Annotated in this window: 11 protein-coding genes; 6 read left to right on the top strand and 5 right to left on the bottom strand. The window is 69.8% G+C overall.

What is annotated here, in order from left to right:
- Window positions 1–38: 38 nt before the first annotated feature.
- The 4 genes from ACFC0D_RS17510 to metH all read right to left on the bottom strand — a co-directional run bounded on the left by ACFC0D_RS17510 (window position 39) and on the right by metH (window position 8,156).
- Window positions 39–1,619, bottom strand: a complete 1,581-nt coding sequence (locus tag ACFC0D_RS17510) for an ABC transporter substrate-binding protein (RefSeq protein ID WP_376436202.1) — start codon at window positions 1,617–1,619, stop codon at window positions 39–41.
- 75 nt (window positions 1,620–1,694) lie between these two features.
- On the bottom strand, window positions 1,695–3,284 hold the full coding sequence (locus ACFC0D_RS17505; RefSeq protein ID WP_376436199.1) for an ABC transporter substrate-binding protein: 1,590 nt from the start codon (window positions 3,282–3,284) through the stop codon (window positions 1,695–1,697).
- Between the two features lie 521 nt (window positions 3,285–3,805).
- Window positions 3,806–4,504, bottom strand: a complete 699-nt coding sequence (locus tag ACFC0D_RS17500) for an HAD family hydrolase (RefSeq protein WP_376436196.1) — start codon at window positions 4,502–4,504, stop codon at window positions 3,806–3,808.
- Window positions 4,505–4,646: 142 nt separating this feature from the next.
- Window positions 4,647–8,156, bottom strand: coding sequence for a methionine synthase (gene metH / locus ACFC0D_RS17495; RefSeq protein ID WP_376436194.1), 3,510 nt, complete (start codon window positions 8,154–8,156; stop codon window positions 4,647–4,649).
- Between the two features lie 308 nt (window positions 8,157–8,464).
- Here metH and ACFC0D_RS17490 point away from each other — a divergent pair, with 308 nt between their 5' ends.
- The 6 genes from ACFC0D_RS17490 to ACFC0D_RS17465 all read left to right on the top strand — a co-directional run bounded on the left by ACFC0D_RS17490 (window position 8,465) and on the right by ACFC0D_RS17465 (window position 15,922).
- Complete coding sequence (locus ACFC0D_RS17490; protein ID WP_376436191.1) at window positions 8,465–9,229, top strand: IclR family transcriptional regulator; 765 nt, start codon at window positions 8,465–8,467, stop codon at window positions 9,227–9,229.
- 358 nt (window positions 9,230–9,587) lie between these two features.
- Complete coding sequence (locus ACFC0D_RS17485) at window positions 9,588–10,376, top strand: MIP/aquaporin family protein (protein WP_376436188.1); 789 nt, start codon at window positions 9,588–9,590, stop codon at window positions 10,374–10,376.
- Between the two features lie 35 nt (window positions 10,377–10,411).
- Complete coding sequence (glpK, locus tag ACFC0D_RS17480; RefSeq protein ID WP_376436185.1) at window positions 10,412–11,938, top strand: glycerol kinase GlpK; 1,527 nt, start codon at window positions 10,412–10,414, stop codon at window positions 11,936–11,938.
- Window positions 11,939–11,944: 6 nt separating this feature from the next.
- On the top strand, window positions 11,945–13,549 hold the full coding sequence (locus ACFC0D_RS17475; RefSeq protein ID WP_376436183.1) for an FAD-dependent oxidoreductase: 1,605 nt from the start codon (window positions 11,945–11,947) through the stop codon (window positions 13,547–13,549).
- A gap of 107 nt (window positions 13,550–13,656) precedes the next feature.
- Window positions 13,657–14,718, top strand: coding sequence for an LLM class flavin-dependent oxidoreductase (locus ACFC0D_RS17470; RefSeq protein ID WP_376436180.1), 1,062 nt, complete (start codon window positions 13,657–13,659; stop codon window positions 14,716–14,718).
- Between the two features lie 142 nt (window positions 14,719–14,860).
- Window positions 14,861–15,922 (top strand): PAC2 family protein, encoded by a 1,062-nt coding sequence (locus tag ACFC0D_RS17465; protein WP_376436177.1) that lies wholly within the window; start codon window positions 14,861–14,863, stop codon window positions 15,920–15,922.
- A 47-nt stretch (window positions 15,923–15,969) separates the two neighbouring features.
- Here the strand turns inward: ACFC0D_RS17465 and ACFC0D_RS17460 are convergent, their stop codons facing one another.
- A complete protein-coding gene (locus ACFC0D_RS17460) occupies window positions 15,970–19,008 on the bottom strand; it encodes an NPCBM/NEW2 domain-containing protein (RefSeq protein ID WP_376436174.1) in 3,039 nt (1,012 codons plus the stop codon).
- Window positions 19,009–19,036 lie beyond the last annotated feature (28 nt).

The following is a 19,036-nucleotide window of genomic DNA, read 5'->3' as shown; positions in this document are numbered from 1 at the left end:
ACGGTGCACCGTGGCGCCGGGCTCCGCCGGGTGGCCGGTCAGCCCTTCTTGATCTCCCAGAAGCGGAAGACGGTCGAGGCGTCCAGGGTCCACTCGAGGCCGTTGATGCCGTCGCGGGCGACCGCGTACTGCTTGCCCTGCCAGAGCGGGAGCAGGGGCACTTCCTCGGCGACCAGGTCCTGGAGCTTCCCGAAGTCCCCGGTCGTGCCGGAGCGGTCGGCGGCGGCGGAGGTCTTGGGGAGGAGGCTGCCGGTGATGGTGCCGTTGTCGTAGTTGTTGCCGAGGACGTTGCCCGGGCCGAAGAAGGGGGCGGTGAAGTTGTCGGCGTCGGGGTAGTCGGGGACCCAGCCCTTGACGTAGACGCCGTACTTGCCGGCGGCGATGTCCTTCTCGTACTGCTCGAACTCGACGGACTTCATGTCGGCGTCGAACAGACCGCTGCTGTTGAGCTGTTCGGCTATCGCCTTGAGTTCCTGGTCGGTGGAGGGGCCGTAGCGGCTCGGCGTGGACCAGAGGGTGAGCTTCACCTTGCCGGTGATGCCCGCCTTGCGCAGCGCCTTCTTGGCCTTGGCCTTGTCGGGGCTGCCGTAGGTGTCGAAGAAGGCCGTGTTGTGGCCCGCGATACCGGCCGGGACGATCGAGTACAGCGGTGTGGCGGTCGACTTGTAGATGTTCTGGACGAGCGCCTCGCGGTCGACGAGGTGGGCGATGGCCTGGCGGACGCCGAGCTTGCCGGCGACCGGGTCCTTGACGTTGAAGACCAGGTGCTGGACCTCGGCGCTGGAGCCCTGGACGACCTCGACGCTCTGGTCGGCCGTGGTGGCGGACGCTTCGAGGGCGGCGATGTCGTCGGCGGAGAGGCCACGGTAGGCGACGTCGATGTCGTTGTCCGTGAGGGCCTTGGAGAGGGCGGCACGGTCGCCGCCGTAGAGCTTGAGGGTGACTCCGCCGTTCTGCGGCTTGGCGTTGCCCCGGTACTCGCTGTTGACGGAGAAGACGGCCTCGGTGTCGCTGATCGAGTCCAGCTTGTACGGGCCGGAGCCGGCCGCCTTCCCGTCGGTGCGCAGCGCGTCCTCGCTGTACTCCCGGTGGTCGACGATCGAGCCGGCGCCGGAGGCGATCTTGCTCGGGAAGGTGGCGTCGGGGGTCTTGAGCCGGAAGACGACGGTCAGGTCGTCCGGGGTCTCGATGGAGTCGATCGAGGACAGCAGCGGCGCCGGGCCGGCCGGGTCGTCGATCTTCAACGCGCGGTCGAAGGAGAACTTGACGTCCTTCGAGGTCAGCGGGTTGCCGTTGGAGAACTTCAGGCCCTCGCGGAGGGTGCAGCGGTAGACCTTGCTGCCCCCTTCGAAGTTGCACTTCTCGGCGGCTTCCGGCTCGGGCTCGGTGTTGCCCTTGGGGAAGCTCAGCAGGGACTGGAAGACGTTGTTGAACAGCAGCCATGAGCCGGGGTCGTAGCCGGCGGCGGGGTCGGTGGCCAGGACCTCGTCGGACATACCGACGCGGACGTTGTCACCGGAGCTCGCGGCGCCGTCGCCCTGCTCGGTGCCGCAGCCGCTGAGCAGGGCGGCGGACAGCCCCGCGGCGAGGGGAGCCGTCAGCCACTTGTTGTGCTTCACAGAACGTGCCTCTTGATCTCTTGCCAGACCGGCGCGCGCCCGTGCGCGGCCGGTGTTACCGAGCTGGTTGCGGGGTCAGGCGTTGCCGCGGCCGAGCTCCCAGAGGAGCAGGTCCGAGGAGGTGTTCAGCGCCCATTCGACGCCGGTCAGATCGTCGCGCGCGGCGACGTACTGCTTGCCCTGCCAGAGCGGCAGGACGGGAACGTCCTTGGCGACGATCTTCTGGATCTGACCGAAGACGGAGCTTGCGGCGGTGCGGTCGGCCGAGCGGCGCGACTGCGGGATCAACTGGTCGCGGACGGACGCGTTGACGTAGGGGGTGTTGAGGAAGTTGTCGGCGTCGAGGAAGGGGGCGACGTAGTTGTCCGGGTCGGGGAAGTCGGGGAACCAGCCGAGACCGTAGACGGCGTAGTCGCCGCGCTTCTGCGCGGGCCGGAAGGTGGACCACTCGGCGCCCTGGACGGTGGCGTCGAAGAGGCCGGTGGCGTTGAGCTGGTCGCGCAGCGCCTCGAACTCCTTCTGGGTGCCGGTGCCGTAGTGGTCGGTCGTGTAGTGGAGGGTGACCTTGACCGGCTTCTTGATGCCGGCCTTGCTCAGGATGCCCGCGGCCTTCTTGGTGCTGGGCTCCCCGTAGCTGTCGAAGAAGGCGGTGGAGTGGCCCGTGACGCTGGAGGGGATCAACGAGTAGAGCGGCTGGGCGGTGGTGCCGTAGACCGTGTTGATGAGCGCGCCGCGGTCGACGACGGCGGCCATGGCCTGCCGGACGGCCTTGTCCTTGACGGAGGGGTCGGCGGTGTTGAAGGCGAGGTAGCGGATCTCCAGGCCGGGAACCTCGGTGAGGTCGATGCCCTCCTGGGGCTTCTCGGTGAGTTCCTTGACCTGGTCGAGCGACATGGAGCGGGTCATCATGTCGATGTCGCGGTTCTCGAGGGCCTTGCCCATGGCGTCCGCGTCGGCGAAGGAGCGCAGTTCGACCTTGTCGTTGCGCAGGGTGATGTCGCCCTTGTACTTGGGGTTCTTGGTGAAGACGGCCTTGACGATCTTCTCGCCCTGGAGTTCGGTCTTCATCGTGTACGGGCCGGATCCGTCGACCTCGAAGCCCGGGCGGAGCTCCTTGGCGCTGTACTTGTCCTTGCTGAGGATGCCGGCGACCGGGGTGGAGAGCTTGTACGGGAACGTGGCGTCGGGCGTCCTCAGGTGGAAGACGATCTCGCGGTCACCGTTGGTCTCGACCGTGTCGATGTTGGCGAGGAGGGCGGCCGTGCCGTTGTCGGACTTGATCGCCAGCACGCGTTCGACGGAGAACTTCACGTCCGCGGCGGTGACGGGGGTGCCGTCGGCGAAGGTCAGCCCCTCGCGCAGCTTGCACCGGTAGCTCTCGCTGAGGCGGTCGCTGAAGCGGCAGCTCTCGGCGGCCTCGGGGACGGGCTCGCCGCCGCCGCGGGGCACGTGCATCAGGGTCTGTACGGTCTGCCGCAGGATGTTCCAGGCGCCGGTGTCGTAGGCGAAGGCCGGATCGAGGGGCGCGGGGGCTTCGGCGGTGGCGAGGAACTGGTCCGTGGTGCCGACGACGATGGCTCCGGACTCGTCCGATCCGCCGCAGGCGACGAGCAGCGGGGCGAGCAGGCCGGCGATGGCCGGCAGTGCCAAGGTCTTGCGGTTCATCCGGGACGTTCTCCTCATCCGGCACTGGGGTACAGCGGGTACGGACACTCCGCCGCTGCGCCCGGTCGGGGCGGGGATCGGGCCGGGATTGGTGTGCGATCGGTCCTGTGCTCGCGGCGACTTGGGTGGGTCGCCGACGCACGCGGAAGTGCGGCGAAGTACTCGCGAAAGATTAGTGGGCGAGGCCCTATTGCCAGGACCGCGGGCGGTCGGCAACGGATGCGGATAGTGATCATGAATACGACAAGCTCGATAGTCATGCGGAGGCATGATTCGCCCGGGAGTGCGTGAATCGGGACACAGGGGAACGGCGGAATCACCGCGTTCCGGACACCTGACGCAGGACGGCCACCCGTCGATCGGCACGCTGAGTGACCAAGGTCACGTGCGTTCCTTTTCGGCGGGTGGCCGATTCATTTCGAGAGCGCGGTCACGGAAAATGCACGACCGGACGCCCTCTGTTTCTGCGAAGGGCTTTCGACGAGAAATGCCGGGGCAAGCTCAGGAAAAGCTCAAAGCCTTCACCGGCTCGCGATGAGCGTGCGCAGGAAGGGCACGTTCACGTCCTCGAGGGAGCGGACCACGACCCGGCCGGCGGAGGGTGCGATGGGGGCGACGGACGGCACGGCGACCACCCGGCAGCCGGCGGCCTCGGCGGCCGCCACACCGGTCGCCGTGTCCTCGATGACGGCACAGAGCGCCGGTTCGGCGCCGACCCCGCTCGCGGCGGTCAGATAGGGCTCGGGGTGCGGCTTGGTGCGCAGCACCTCGTCGCCGGCGACGGTGAGGGTGAAGCGGTCACGGCCCAGGGAGGCGAGGATCCGGTCGATGATGCGCCGGTGCGAGGCGGAGACCAGGGCGGTCGGGATGTTGTGGTGGGCCAGCTCGGCCAGGAGCCGTTCGGCGCCCGGCATCATCGGTACGCCCCGGTCGATGCGCTGCTCGAACTTCTGGTTGAGCAGGACGGTGAGCTCGGCGATGGTGATGTCGGCGCCGGTGGCCTCGATCAGATAGCCCGCGCTGCGGGTCATGGGACCGCCGACGACGATGTCGCGCCATGCTTCGTCCAGCCGATGGCCGAGGTCGGCGAAGACCTCCACCTCCGCGTCCCACCAGAACCCCTCGGTGTCGACGAGGGTGCCGTCCATGTCGAGGAAGACCGCCTGCAGGGCGGAGCTGCCGTTGGCACGGGACAAGGACGCGGGGACCGTACTGGTCATCCGGCACACCTCCATGGAGGGACGAGAAGGCCGGCCTCCCTCCCCGGTACGGGGAGGGTGACCGGCCTGCACTGGACCGACCAGTGTACGTCTCGATCACCGAGAACGCAGGGATATACGCCCTGACGTGCGCCGAACGGTGTCAGCGCGCGTTGAAGTACTTCGCCTCGGGGTGGTGGATGACGATCGCGTCGGTGGACTGCTCGGGGTGGAGCTGGAACTCCTCCGAGAGCTGGACGCCGATCCGCTCGGGCCGCAGCAGCTCGGCGATCTTCGCCCGGTCCTCCAGGTCGGGGCAGGCCCCGTAGCCGAGCGAGAACCGCGCGCCGCGATACTTGAGCGCGAACATGTCCTCGACCTCGGCCGGGTCCTCTCCGGCGAAGCCGAGCTCGGCGCGGACCCGGGCGTGCCAGTACTCGGCGAGGGCCTCGGCCAGCTGGACGGAGAGGCCGTGCAGCTCCAGGTAGTCGCGGTAGGAGTCGGACTCGAAGAGCTTGGCGGTGGCCTCGCCGATCCGGGAGCCGACGGTGACGACCTGGAGGCCGACGACATCGGTCTCGCCGGACTCCTCCGGGCGGAAGAAGTCGGCGAGGCACAGCCGGCGGCCGCGCCGCTGGCGCGGGAAGGTGAAGCGGGTCCGCTCGTTGCCCTGCTCGTCGAGGATGATCAGGTCGTCGCCCTTGGAGACGCACGGGAAGTAGCCGTGGACGACGGCCGCCTCCAGGAGGTTCTCCGTGTGGAGGCGCTCCAGCCAGCCGCGCAGCCGGGGCCGGCCCTCGGTCTCCACCAGCTCCTCGTACGACGGTCCGTCACCGGCCCGGTTCTGCTTGAGGCCCCACTGGCCCTTGAACAGGGCGCCTTCGTCGAGCCAGCTCGCGTACTCCTTGAGCTGGATGCCCTTGACGACTCGGGTGCCCCAGAACGGGGGCGTCGGAACCGGGTTGTCGACGGCGACGTCCGAACGGCCGCCCTCCTCGGGCTCGTTGACCTCGAGCGCCGTGGCGCGCTGGGCGACGCGGCGCTGCTTGAGCTCGGGCAGGGCCGCTCCGGGCACGCCCCGCTTGACGGCGATGAGGGCGTCCATGAGGCGAAGGCCCTCGAAGGCGTCGCGGGCGTAACGGACTTCGCCCTGGTAGATCTCGTGGAGGTCCTGCTCGACGTACGCCCGGGTGAGGGCGGCGCCACCCAGGATGACCGGGAAGTCGGCGGCCAGGCCGCGCTGGTTCAGCTCCTCCAGGTTCTCCTTCATGATGACCGTGGACTTGACCAGCAGGCCCGACATGCCGATGACGTCGGCGCGGTGCTCCTCGGCGGCGTCCAGGATCGCGGAGACCGGCTGCTTGATGCCGAGGTTGACGACGTTGTAGCCGTTGTTGGACAGGATGATGTCGACGAGGTTCTTGCCGATGTCGTGGACGTCTCCGCGGACGGTGGCCAGCACGATCGTGCCCTTGCCCTCGGCGTCCGACTTCTCCATGTGCGGTTCGAGGTAGGCGACGGCCGTCTTCATGACCTCGGCGGACTGGAGCACGAACGGCAGCTGCATCTGCCCCGAGCCGAAGAGCTCGCCGACGACCTTCATGCCGTCGAGCAGCGTCTCGTTGACGATGTCGAGGGCCGGGCGCTCCTGCAGGGCCTCGGCGAGGTCGGCCTCCAGGCCGTTCTTCTCGCCGTCGATGATGCGGCGCTTGAGGCGCTCCTCCAGCGGCAGGGCGAGGAGTTCCTCGGTCTTGCCGGCCTTCATGGACTTGGTCGTGGCGCCCTCGAAGAGGGCCATCAGCTTCTGGAGCGGGTCGTAGCCCTCGGCGCGCCGGTCGTAGATCAGGTCGAGGGCCGTGGTGACCTGCTCGTCGTCGAAGCGGGCGATCGGCAGGATCTTGGACGCGTGCACGATGGCGGAGTCCAGGCCGGCCTTGACGCACTCGTCGAGGAAGACGGAGTTGAGCAGGATGCGGGCGGCCGGGTTGAGGCCGAAGGAGATGTTGGACAGGCCCAGCGTGGTCTGCACGTCCGGGTGGCGCCGCTTGAGCTCGCGGATGGCCTCGATCGTGGCGATGCCGTCCTTGCGGGACTCCTCCTGCCCGGTGCAGATGGTGAAGGTGAGGGTGTCGATGAGGATGTCCGACTCGTGGATGCCCCAGTTGCCGGTCAGGTCGTCGATGAGCCGCTCGGCGATGGCGACCTTGTTCTCGACGGTGCGGGCCTGGCCCTCCTCGTCGATGGTCAGCGCGATGAGCGCGGCGCCGTGCTCCTGGGCCAGACGGGTGACCTTGGCGAAGCGGGACTCGGGTCCGTCGCCGTCCTCGTAGTTGACGGAGTTGATGACGGCGCGGCCGCCGAGCTTCTCCAGACCGGCCTGGAGGACGTCGACCTCGGTGGAGTCTAGGACGATCGGCAGGGTGGAGGCGGTGGCGAAGCGGCCGGCCAGCTCCTCCATGTCGGCGACGCCGTCGCGGCCGACGTAGTCGACACAGAGGTCGAGCATGTGCGCGCCCTCGCGGATCTGATCCCGCGCCATCTCCACGCAGTCGTCCCAGCGGCCGTCCAGCATGGCCTCGCGGAACTTCTTGGATCCGTTGGCGTTGGTCCGCTCCCCGATCGCCATGTACGAGGTGTCCTGGCGGAACGGGACCGTCTGGTAGAGCGAGGCGGCGCCGGGCTCGGGGCGCGGTTCGCGGACGGTGGGGGTGAGGTCGCGGACCCGCTCGACGACCTGGCGCAGGTGCTCCGGGGTCGTACCGCAGCAGCCGCCGATCAGGGAGAGGCCGTACTCGCGGACGAAGGTCTCCTGCGCGTCGGCCAGCTCGACCGGGGTCAGCGGGTAGTGCGCGCCGTTCTTGCCGAGGACGGGGAGTCCGGCGTTGGGCATGCAGGACAGCGGGATACGGGAGTGCCGGGCGAGGTAGCGCAGGTGCTCGCTCATCTCGGCGGGGCCGGTGGCGCAGTTCAGGCCGATCATGTCGATGCCGAGGGGCTCGAGCGCGGTCAGCGCGGCGCCGATCTCGGAGCCGAGCAGCATGGTGCCGGTGGTCTCGACGGTGACGGAGACGATCAGCGGCACGTCGATGCCGAGGGAGTCCAGGGCCCGGCGGGCGCCGATGACGGACGCCTTGGTCTGGAGCAGGTCCTGGGTGGTCTCCACGAGGAGCGCGTCGGCGCCGCCGGCGATCAGGCCCTCGGCGTTCTGCTGGTAGGCGTCGCGCAGGGCCGTGTACGGGGCGTGGCCGAGGGTCGGCAGCTTGGTGCCGGGGCCCATGGAGCCGAGGACCCAGCGCTGCTGTCCGGTGGAGACGGTGAACTCGTCGGCGACCTCGCGGGCGATCCGGGCGCCGGATTCGGAGAGCTCGTACACCCGCTCGGGGATGTCGTACTCGCCGAGCGCGGCGAGGTTCGAGCCGAAGGTGTTGGTCTCGACGCAGTCGACGCCCGCGGAGAAGTACTCCTGGTGCACGGAACGGACGATGTCCGGCCGGGTCACGTTCAGGATCTCGTTGCAGCCCTCGAGGTTCTCGAAGTCCTCGAGGGTGGGGTCCTGTGCCTGGAGCATGGTGCCCATGGCTCCGTCGGCCACCACCACTCGGGTCGCGAGTGCCTCGCGGAGGGTTGCGGCGCGGGTCCGGCTGTCGGCGGAAGGGGTTGGCGACGAGGCCATGGATGAGCTCCCTGGGGTGCGACGGCTGTCGGCTTTGCACTCTCGGTGGAGGGTGCACGGGGCCAGACTAACCGTGCGCACGCCGGGGTGGACATTGTGTCCCACGTGCCGGACGGCATCCTTATGTCCGGGGACTCCCGGTCACACCCGTTCGTGAACGACACTGTCTGAGTAACTACTGGTCGACATCGACCGATAGTGTTCAGCATTGCCGAACAGCATGATCCACGGAATCCTGTCCGTAAGATCCACGGGACCGCCGGGATCGTGGGACCGCCGGGATGTGGACAGGGAGAAGGGCCGGGGCGATGGCGAAGAACATCCAGTCGCTTGAACGAGCGGCGGCGATGCTGCGACTGCTCGCGGGCGGCGAGCGCCGGCTCGGCCTGTCCGACATCGCCTCGTCACTCGGTCTGGCCAAGGGCACGGCGCACGGCATTCTGCGCACGCTGCAGGCCGAGGGCTTCGTGGAGCAGGACGCCCCCTCGGGCCGCTATCAGCTCGGCGCCGAGCTGCTGCGCCTGGGCAACAGCTATCTGGACGTGCACGAGCTGCGGGCGCGGGCGCTGGTCTGGACGGACGACCTGGCGCGCTCCAGCGGCGAAAGCGTCCATCTGGGTGTCCTGCACCAGCAGGGCGTGCTGATCGTGCACCACGTCTTCCGGCCGGACGACAGCCGTCAGGTCCTGGAGGTGGGGGCGATGCAGCCGCTGCACTCCACGGCCCTGGGCAAGGTGCTGTCGGCCTACGACCCGGTGGCGCACAGCGAGGTCCTGGAGGTGCCGCGCGAGGGCTTCACGCCCCGCACGGTCACGGACCTCAAGGAGTTCGAGTCCCTGCTCGACATGACCCGCGCGAAGGGCTGGGCCGCCGACGTGGAGGAGACCTGGGAGGGCGTGGCCTCGGTCGCCGCCCCGATCCACGACCGGCGCCGGATGCCGGTGGGCGCGGTGGCGATCACCGGCGCCGTGGAGCGGGTCTGCGACGACGGCGAACTGCGCTCGGAGCTGATCGCGGCGGTACGGGACTGCGCCCGCGCGGTCTCCCGCGACCTCGGCGCGGGGCGCTTCTAGCGCCCGGCGCGCGGCGCTCCCAGGGGCCGTACCCGGCCCGCACACGGGGCCTGCCCCGCACACGACGACCGGCCCGGCGCCTGATGGCGGCCGGGCCTTCGCGTGTCCGCCTTCGCACCCCGGCAACCCGTCGGTAACGATCGGGTCATGCGGGAAGCATTCGACCACCGAACCCTTGACGGGCTCTTCGCGAGGGGGCAAAACTTCCGTTCATCGGTCGGCATTGCCGAACACCTACCGGCAATACGCGCTAGAGTGTGGCAGTGCCAAGGGCCGGCAACGCCCTCATACGAGGGCGCGGACCACCGGAGGGACCCGGGGTTCGCCTTCCCCTGGACGAAGGACAAAGGAGTCGCGGGTGTCCAGCTCCGACATCTTCATCGGCGAGATCATTGGTACCGCCGTACTCATTCTGCTCGGCGGCGGCGTCGTCGCCGCCGTGGTGCTCAAGCGCTCGAAGGCTCAGAACGCCGGATGGCTCGCCATCACGTTCGGATGGGGCTTCGCGGTCATGACCGCCGTGTACATGACGGGTACCCTCTCGGGTGCCCACCTGAACCCGGCCGTCACCGTCGGCATCGCCCTCAAGGACGGGGACTGGAGCAACGTTCCGGTCTACTTCGCGGGCCAGATGGTCGGCGCCATGCTCGGCGCCTTCCTGGTGTGGGTCGCTTACTACGGACAGTTCCAGGCCCACCTCACGGACCCGGAGATCGTCTCCGCGCCTCCGCACGAGGAGGGCATGGTCGACCAGAAGGCCGCGCCGAACGCCGGTCCGGTGCTCGGTGTCTTCTCCACCGGGCCCGAGGTCCGAGTGGTGTGGCAGAACCTGGCCACCGAGATCATCGGCACGGTCGTGCTGGTCCTCGCGGTGCTGACGCAGGGCCTCAACGACAGCGGCAAGGGCCTCGGCGTCATCGGCGCCCTGATCACCGCGTTCGTCGTGGTCGGCATCGGCCTCTCGCTCGGTGGCCCGACCGGATACGCCATCAACCCGGCCCGTGACCTCGGTCCGCGCATCGTGCACGCCCTGCTGCCGCTGCCGAACAAGGGCGGCTCCGACTGGGGCTACGCGTGGATCCCGGTCGTCGGCCCCCTGGTGGGTGGCGCCATCGCCGCGGGTATCTACAACATCGCGTTCGCCTGAGACGTCCTTCCATCCAGACTTCCTTGGAGCACACCGTGACCGACGCACACACCGCCGGCCCGTTCATCGCCGCCATCGACCAGGGCACCACCTCCTCGCGCTGCATCGTCTTCGACAAGGACGGCCGGATCGTCGCGGTCGACCAGAAGGAGCACGAGCAGATCTTCCCGAAGCCGGGCTGGGTCGAGCACGACGCCGCCGAGATCTGGACCAACGTCCAGGAAGTCGTGGCGGGCGCCATCGACAAGGCCGGCATCACCTCCGCCGACGTCAAGGCCATCGGCATCACCAACCAGCGCGAGACCACGCTGCTCTGGGACAAGAACACCGGTGAGCCCGTCCACAACGCCCTCGTCTGGCAGGACACCCGCACCGACGCCCTCTGCAGGGAGCTCGGCCGCAACGTCGGCCAGGACCGCTTCCGCCGCGAGACCGGTCTGCCCCTGGCCTCGTACTTCTCCGGCCCGAAGGTCCGCTGGCTGCTCGACAACGTCGAGGGCCTGCGTGAGCGCGCCGAGCGCGGCGACATCCTCTTCGGCACGATGGACTCCTGGGTCATCTGGAACCTCACCGGCGGTGTCGAGGGCGGTCACCACGTCACCGACGTCACCAACGCCTCGCGCACCATGCTGATGAACCTGCACACCATGGCCTGGGACGACAAGATCCTTCAGTCCATGGAGATCCCGGCGGAGGTGCTGCCGGAGATCCGCTCCTCCGCCGAGGTGTACGGCACCGTCAAGGGCGGCGTCCTGGACGGCGTCCCGGTCGCCTCCGCGCTCGGCGACCAGCAGGCCGCCCTGTTCGGCCAGACGTGTTTCGCCGAGGGCGAGGCCAAGTCCACGTACGGCACCGGCACCTTCATGCTGATGAACACCGGTGACAAGATCATCAACTCCTACAGCGGCCTGCTGACCACGGTCGGCTACCAGATCGGCGACGAGAAGCCGGTCTACGCCCTGGAGGGCTCGATCGCCGTCACCGGTTCGCTGGTGCAGTGGATGCGCGACCAGATGGGCCTGATCAAGTCCGCCGCCGAGATCGAGACCCTCGCGTCCTCGGTCGAGGACAACGGCGGCGCCTACTTCGTACCGGCCTTCTCCGGCCTGTTCGCCCCGTACTGGCGCTCCGACGCCCGCGGTGTGATCGCCGGCCTCACCCGGTACGTCACCAAGGCGCACATCGCCCGCGCCGTCCTGGAGGCCACCGCCTGGCAGACCCGCGAGATCACCGACGCCATGACGAAGGACTCCGGTGTCGAGCTGACCGCGCTCAAGGTCGACGGCGGCATGACCTCCAACAACCTGCTGATGCAGACCCTCTCGGACTTCCTCGACGCGCCGGTCGTGCGCCCGATGGTCGCCGAGACCACCTGCCTCGGTGCCGCCTACGCCGCCGGCCTGGCCGTCGGCTTCTGGCCGGACACCGACGCCCTGCGCGCCAACTGGCGCCGCGCGGCGGAATGGACCCCTCGCATGGACGCCGACAGGCGTGACAGCGAGTACAAGAGCTGGCTCAAGGCCGTCGAGCGGACCATGGGCTGGATCGAGGACGAGGAGTAGATCGACATGACCACCCTGCAGAGCGTCCCTGCCCTTGGGACGCGACCGGCTGCCGGTTCCCTGCCGAGCCGCGCCGAGACCCGGGAGCAGCTTTCCAAGGCGACGTACGACCTCCTGGTCATCGGCGGCGGCATCCTGGGCATCTCCACCGCCTGGCACGCCGCGCAGTCGGGCCTGCGGGTGGCCCTGGTGGACGCCGGCGACTTCGCCGGCGCCACCTCCTCCGCCTCCTCCAAGCTTCTCCACGGCGGTCTGCGCTACCTGCAGACCGGCGCGGTGAAGCTGGTGGCGGAGAACCACTTCGAGCGGCGTGCGGTCTCGCGTCAGGTGGCACCGCACCTCGCCAACCCCCTCACCTTCTACCTGCCCGTCTACAAGGGCGGCCCGCACGGCGCGGCCAAGCTCGGCGCCGGCGTCTTCGCTTACTCCGCCCTGTCGGCGTTCGGTGACGGTGTCGGGCACCTGCTCGGCCCGGCGAAGGCCGCGCAGGACGTGCCGGAGCTGCGCACGGACAACCTGAAGGCCGTGGCCGTGTACGGCGACGACCAGATGAACGACGCCCGCATGGCGCTGATGACGGTCCGCGCGGCCGTCGACGCCGGTGCCACGGTGCTCAACCACGCCGAGGTCACCGGGCTGCGGTTCACCCGCGGCCGGGTCACGGGCGCGGAGCTGAAGGACCGCACCAGTGGCGACGAGTTCGGGGTCTCGGCCCGTCTGGTGCTGAACGCGACCGGCCCCTGGGTCGACCACCTGCGCAAGATGGAGGACCCGAACGCGGCGCCCTCCATCCGCCTCTCCAAGGGCGCCCACCTGGTCCTGAAGCGGACCTCGCCGTGGAAGGCCGCGCTGGCGACCCCGATAGACAAGTACCGCATCACCTTCGCCCTCCCCTGGGAGGACATGCTGCTGCTCGGCACGACCGACGAGGAGTACGAGGGCGACCCCGGCAAGGTCGAGGTCACCGAGAAGGACACCGCCCAGATCCTGGACGAGGCCGCCTTCTCCATCCGCGACCAGCAGCTGTCGCGGGATCTGATCACCTACGCCTTCGCGGGTCTGCGGGTGCTCCCGGGCGGTCCCGGCGACACCTCCAAGGCCAAGCGCGAGACGGTCGTCACCGAGGGCCGCGGCGGGATGCTGTCGGTGGCCGGCGGCAAGTGGACGACCTTCCGCCACATCGGCCGTACGGTGATGAAGAAGCTCGAGTCCCTGCCGGGCCACCCCCTGGGCGAGGACTACGAGTCGGTGTCGACGCTGCCGAAGCGGCTCCCGCTGCCCGGTATCGCCAACCCGAACGCGGTCGCGCACCGGCTGCTCGTCGACGGTCCGGCCCCCGGCCCCCGGATGGCCGCCGACACCGCCAAGCACCTGGCGACGCACTACGGTTCGCTCTCCTTCGACATCGCCCGGATGGCGAACGAGAACCCCGAGCTCGGTGAGCGCATCCACCCGGACGCGCCGGAGATCTGGGCGCAGGTCGCCTACGCCCGTGACCACGAGTGGGCCGAGACGGCGGACGACGTGCTGCGCCGCCGTACGACGCTGACGATCCGCGGTCTGGCGACGGACGAGATCCGCGGCAAGGTCGAGGACATGCTCGGCAAGTAGCGCCTTGTAAGGGGCGGTCTCCAGGGGAGGCCGCCCCTTACGTGTGCCCGGAACCGTGCCACACGGCGGCCATACCGCCGCAATACTGGGCGGGAAGAGTTGCCGGCATGAAGTTTCAGGTGCTCTCCATCATCGGCCACGCCCCGCACCCTCTCACCGGCGAACTCCTGTCCGCCGCCGACCGGCTGGAGGAGGTCCTCGCGGTCGGCGAGGCCGCCGAACGGCTCGGCTTCGACGCCTACGCGCTGGGCGAACGGCACGCGGGGGCGTTCCTCTCCTCCGCCCCCACGGTGCTGCTCGGCGCGCTGGCCGCCCGTACCTCCCGTATCAGGCTGCTCACCGGCGTCACCGTCGTCGCGATCCTCGACCCGGTCAGGGTCGCCGAGGACTACGCCACGCTCGACCAGATCTCCCGGGGCCGGGTCGAGTTGGTCGTCGGCAAGGGCGCGGAGGCCGGCCATTTCGACCTCTTCGGCCTGGACGAGGAGCGGCAGTGGGATCTGCAGAGGGAGAAGTACGAGCTGCTGCGCCGGCTGTGGAGCGAGGAAGGCGTGGACTGGGAGGGCGAGTTCCGGTCTCCGCTGAAGGACGTGACCACGGTCCCGCGGCCGTACGCCGGAGTCCCCCGTGTCTGGCACGGCTCGGCCACCAGTCTCAACTCCCCCGAACTCGCCGCCAGGCACGGCGATCCGCTCTTCACGGCCAACGCGATCCAGCCGCGTGAGGCGTACGCGAAGCTGATCGCCCACTACCGCGAGAAGTTCGAGGAGTACGGCCACGACCCGGCCCACGCGCGCGTGGCGGCGGGTTCGGGCGGCCTGCTGATCGCCGACACGGCCGAGCAGGCTGTTGCGCGGTACAAGGAGCTGTACGAGGCGCGGGTGCGGCAGAACTTCAAGCCACATCTGGAGGGGAAGGCCGGCTACAACACCCCGTTCCGGACGATCGAGGACGCGATCGCGGACGGCCCGCAGCTGATCGGATCGCCGCAGCAGATCATCGACAAGATCCTCGGCTGGCACCGGGTCTACGGCCACGACCTGCAGTCGGTCACGGTCGACGGCTTCGGCCTTTCGACCGCCGAGCAGATCGAGACGCTGCGTCGTTTCGCCGAGGAGATCGCGCCGGTCGTACGGCGGGAGGCGCCGAGCACCCTCTGGGAGGCCTGAGCCGGGCCGTGTGCGGGGCGGGGTTCCTGGGTAGTCGATCAAGGCCGCTTCGGCTCCCGGTGGTGCACGAGGGCTGCGGACGGGCCGTGGGAAAGCCGTAAGGTTGGTCCGTACGACAGGAACTTCGAAAAGGAGGCACTGGGTGATCGAGCTCGAGGGGGTTCCCGAGCTGATCGACCCGGTCATGGTGGCCGCGTTCGAGGGCTGGAACGACGCCGGCGACGCCGCCTCCACCGCGGTCGCCCATCTGGACCGGGAATGGAAGGGCGAGGTGTTCGCGGCGCTCGACGCCGAGGACTACTACGACTTCCAGGTCAACCGGCCCACGGTGTGGCTGGACGGCGGCGTCCGGAAGATCACCTGGCCGACGACGCGGCTCTCCGTGGTCCGGGTCGGCGGCGACAAGCCGCGCGACCTGGTCCTGGTGCGCGGGATCGAGCCGTCGATGCGCTGGCGCTCGTTCTGCAACGAGATCCTGGGCTTCGCCCATGAGCTGGGCGTGGAGATGGTGGTGATCCTGGGCGCGCTGCTCGGCGACACCCCGCACACCCGGCCCGTGCCGGTCAGCGGGGTCACCTCGGACCCGGATCTGGCGCGCACGATGGATCTGGAGGAGACCCGCTACGAAGGCCCCACGGGCATCGTCGGCATCCTCCAGGAGGCGTGCACGCACGCGGGCGTACCCGCGGTGAGCCTGTGGGCCGCGGTACCGCACTATGTGTCGCAGCCGCCCAACCCCAAGGCGACGCTGGCGCTCCTGAACCGTCTCGAGGATCTGATCGACCTGCGGATCCCGCTGGGCGAGCTGGCCGAGGACGCGCGGGCCTGGCAGCTGGGCGTGGACCAACTGGCCTCCGAGGACAGCGAGGTGGCGGAGTACGTCCAGACGCTGGAGGAGGCGCGGGACACCGCGGAGCTCCCGGAGGCGTCGGGCGAGGCGATCGCCCGGGAGTTCGAGCGGTATCTGCGACGGCGGGACGGCGGTCCCGGACCGGGCCCCGGACTCGCGACGGACGGTGGCGACTCCTCGTATCTGAGGGACCCCGGCAGCGGCCGGACATGGCCACCGAAGCCGGAGCGGCCGGGTCCGGAAGCGGCACCGGAGGCGCCGCCGGAGAGCTCCGGGCCGGAGACACCCTCCGAGGGCTCCGAAGGTTCCCAGGGCGAGAGCCCCGAAGGGTCCGACGGCGACGCCGAGGAGTGAGCTGTACGAGGGGGCCGCGCCGATTCCGGTGCGGCCCCCTCGCTCACTCAGGCGCAGGCGAAGCGCGCGGCCGCCCAGTCCCCGTGGTCACCGCTCTTGGAGCCGTTGGTGTCGGTGATCCGGAGGCGGACATGGCGGGCGCCGGTGACATCGACGTCGACCGGCACGGTCGCCGAGGCGCCGGTCAGCTTCGGCGAGGTCCACAGCACCTTGCCGTCGGCCTCGACCGAGAACGCGACCTCCCCGTAGCCGTTGATCTCGTCGTCGATGCCGACCTCGGCGGTGAAGGCCGTGCACCGGCCGCCGAGGTAGACCTCGATGTCGGAGTCGGCGTGGGCGCCGATGCCCTTCTCGTAGGTCTTGCCGGCCAGCGTGAGAGGCCGGCCGTCGCTCGCGCCCGACTCGCCGTTGGAGCGGTCGCGTTCGGGCGGGCCCCAGCCGTTCGTGGCCTTCAGCCAGACCAGATCGCTCGCCCACGCGCCGGCGGACGGCGGCTCGGGCATCACTCCGACGGCGAAGCGCTGCACGGCGGTGCGGTCCTGGCCGGCGGAGCGGTGGCGGGCGGTGGCGGTGAGCGTGGCCTCTCCCGGCTCGGCGTCCTTGGCCGGGGTCACGGAGACCTGGACCCGCTTCGTGGTGCCCGCCGGGACGCGCGTGATCGGCGCGGCCGGGGTGACCTGCCAGCCCGCGGGGGCCGCCAGAGAGACCTCGACCCCGGTGGCGTCCTTCGTTCCCGCCGTGACGTCGACGGCCACGGTTCCGGGGGCGCCGGCGCCCAGCTCCTGCCCGGCGGGGACGGCGACGGTGGCGGCGGCGCCCGGTACGGCTCCGCCGACCGCGCTGGTGTCCTCCAGTTCGAGGGTGAAGGCCCGGTCGGTGCGCTGGGCCGCCGTCTTGACCTTGACCACTCCCCCGCGGTCGTCGCGGTCGTACCACCAGCCCTGCCCGGCCGCCTCGTAGGCGGCCTTGGAGGTGAGGCGCGGCAGCTCGCGTCCAGCGAGCGTGACCTCGCTCGGCGCGTCGCCGGTGTGGACGGTGAACTGGTACGGCCGGGAGGCCGACTTGCCGGCGAAGAAGCCCTTGCTCGCGCCGATCCGTACGGTCACGTCACCCGCGCCGCGCTTCGGCGCGCTGACCTCGGCGGTCTGGGTGGCGTACTTGCCGGTGCGGTGGGCGCGGGTGACTCCGTCGTCCTCGTACAGCTCGAAGGAGGAGTTGCCCTGCGGGTAGATGTCCCAGGCGAGCGGGGAGCCGGCGGTGCGGTCGGCGTACGAGCGGATGCCGCCGGGCCACATCGGGACGGTGGCCCCGGCCCGTACGAACAGGGGCAGAGTGTCGAGCGGGGCGCTGTAGTCGTCGACGGTGACGGGGCCCTCGTAGGTGCGCCCGCTCCAGTAGTCGATCCAGGTGCCCTTGGGGAGGTAGATGCCGTCGCGCTCGACGGCGTCCTGGTAGACGGGGGCGACGAGGAAGTCCTCGCCGCTGAGGAACTCGTACTTCGCCGTCTCGCTCGCGGCCTTCGGGTCGTCCGGGTACTCGAGGACGAGAGGCCGGGCCAGGCCGACACCGGTCGTGGTGGCCCGGTGGGCGTGCGAGTAGATGTACGGCAGCAGCGACTCGTGGAGCTTGAGGTAGTCGCGGTTGATCGAGGTGTACGGCTCCCCGTAGCGGAAGGGCTGCTTGTCGTTGGCGGCCCAGCCGTCCATGGTCATGGTGACCGGGAGGAACATCTTCCACTGGAGGTCGCGGGTGTACGTCTTGGCGCTGCCGCCGAAGATGCCGTCGACGTCGCCGGTGGTGTAGGCGAGGCCGGACATGGAGGCGCCGGCGTAGGTGGGGATCTGCCAGCGGATGTACTCCCAGGTGCCGGACTGGTCGCCGGACCACTGGACGCCGCAGCGCTGGGCGCCGGACCAGCTCTCGGGGGCCCAGGTGAAGCCGCGGGCGTCGCTGTGGGCCTCGATGCCGGCGTAGGCGTCCTTGCAGCCGTCGAGGGCGAACTTGTAGCCCTCGCCGACCCAGGCGACGTCGAGCTTGGCGACCCGCTGGCCGGCCTTGACCTGCTCGCCGAGCTTGTCGATGCCGTCCTCGGTCCACAGGCCGAGCTGCATCTTGCGCTGCTGGAGGCCGGTCGCGGTCTCGGCGAGGTTCTCGTAGCCGCAGCCGTAGCCGTCGTTGACGAGCATCCAGCCGTTGGGCATGTCGTTGGCGACGTAGCCGTCGGCGACCTTCAGCGCGTCGAGGGTGTGGCGCTCGCCGCGGTTGGCGTTGTGGAGGTAGCAGTCGGCGTCGCCGATCTCCAGGCCGTAGACGGGTGGCAGGAAGGGCTTGCCGGTGAGGTTCGTGTACTGGCCGATGACGTCCTTGAGGGCGTCGGAGCCGGAGCCCGCGAAGTAGTAGGCGTCGAAGCGCTGTTCGTGGGCGGTGGTGGTGACGGGCTCACCGAACACGTACGTGTTGGGGGCGTAGGTGTTGCGGTAGACGCCGTAGCCGGCCGAGGAGAGGTAGAACGGGACGGAGTTGGGGTGTCCGCCGTCGTTCCAGTTGTAGTCGACGCCGACTTCGACGGTCTTGCCGCGGTGCGAGGTGTTGCCGCGCCCGTTCTGCATCCCGGCACCGTAGAACTGCTCGTCGGCGCCCCGGGTCAGGGACTGGGTGGTGCGGTCCTGGCTCCAGGTCAGGCCCGTGGTCTCGGACCACAGGGGCGTGCCGTCGGCGCGGAAGGCCGCGAAGCGGAGCGGCGCCTTGTAGGCGCGCAGGGTCACCTTCGCGGAGGTGAGTTCGTAGCGGTCGCCCCGGTCGTACCAGCGGGTGGCCGGCGGCGGGCCCTGAGGCAGGACGATGTCCTGTCCGGTGGGGTCGGCGAACCGTCCGTCGGGGGCCAGTTCGATGCGGAAGGTCTCGGCGGTGACGAAGCTGACGCGGGCCTGTGCCTGACCGGCGGTCAGTCGGTAGACGGCTCCGTCGGCGGCGAAGCCGGTGACGTCGCCGACGGTGGTGGGCGACGGCTCGGCGGACTGGGCGCTGCCCGGCCCCGCGAGCACGGCGAGGAGCCCGAGCACGGCACCGGAGAGTGCAGCTTTCATGCGCAATATTGATTGCATGGAGCGTATT

It is taken from the genome of Streptomyces sp. NPDC056222, assembly GCF_042264065.1.
Taxonomy (GTDB): domain Bacteria; phylum Actinomycetota; class Actinomycetes; order Streptomycetales; family Streptomycetaceae; genus Streptomyces.
This window is presented reverse-complemented; position numbering and strand designations above follow the sequence as displayed.

Coding starts and splice junctions, on each gene's coding strand:
- ACFC0D_RS17490 (WP_376436191.1), top strand. CDS start 8,465: ATGGCGAAGAACATCCAGTCGCTTGAACGAGCGGCGGCGATGCTGCGA.
- ACFC0D_RS17475 (WP_376436183.1), top strand. CDS start 11,945: ATGACCACCCTGCAGAGCGTCCCTGCCCTTGGGACGCGACCGGCTGCC.
- ACFC0D_RS17500 (WP_376436196.1), bottom strand. CDS start 4,504: ATGACCAGTACGGTCCCCGCGTCCTTGTCCCGTGCCAACGGCAGCTCC.
- ACFC0D_RS17505 (WP_376436199.1), bottom strand. CDS start 3,284: ATGAACCGCAAGACCTTGGCACTGCCGGCCATCGCCGGCCTGCTCGCC.
- ACFC0D_RS17470 (WP_376436180.1), top strand. CDS start 13,657: ATGAAGTTTCAGGTGCTCTCCATCATCGGCCACGCCCCGCACCCTCTC.
- ACFC0D_RS17460 (WP_376436174.1), bottom strand. CDS start 19,008: ATGAAAGCTGCACTCTCCGGTGCCGTGCTCGGGCTCCTCGCCGTGCTC.
- metH (WP_376436194.1), bottom strand. CDS start 8,156: ATGGCCTCGTCGCCAACCCCTTCCGCCGACAGCCGGACCCGCGCCGCA.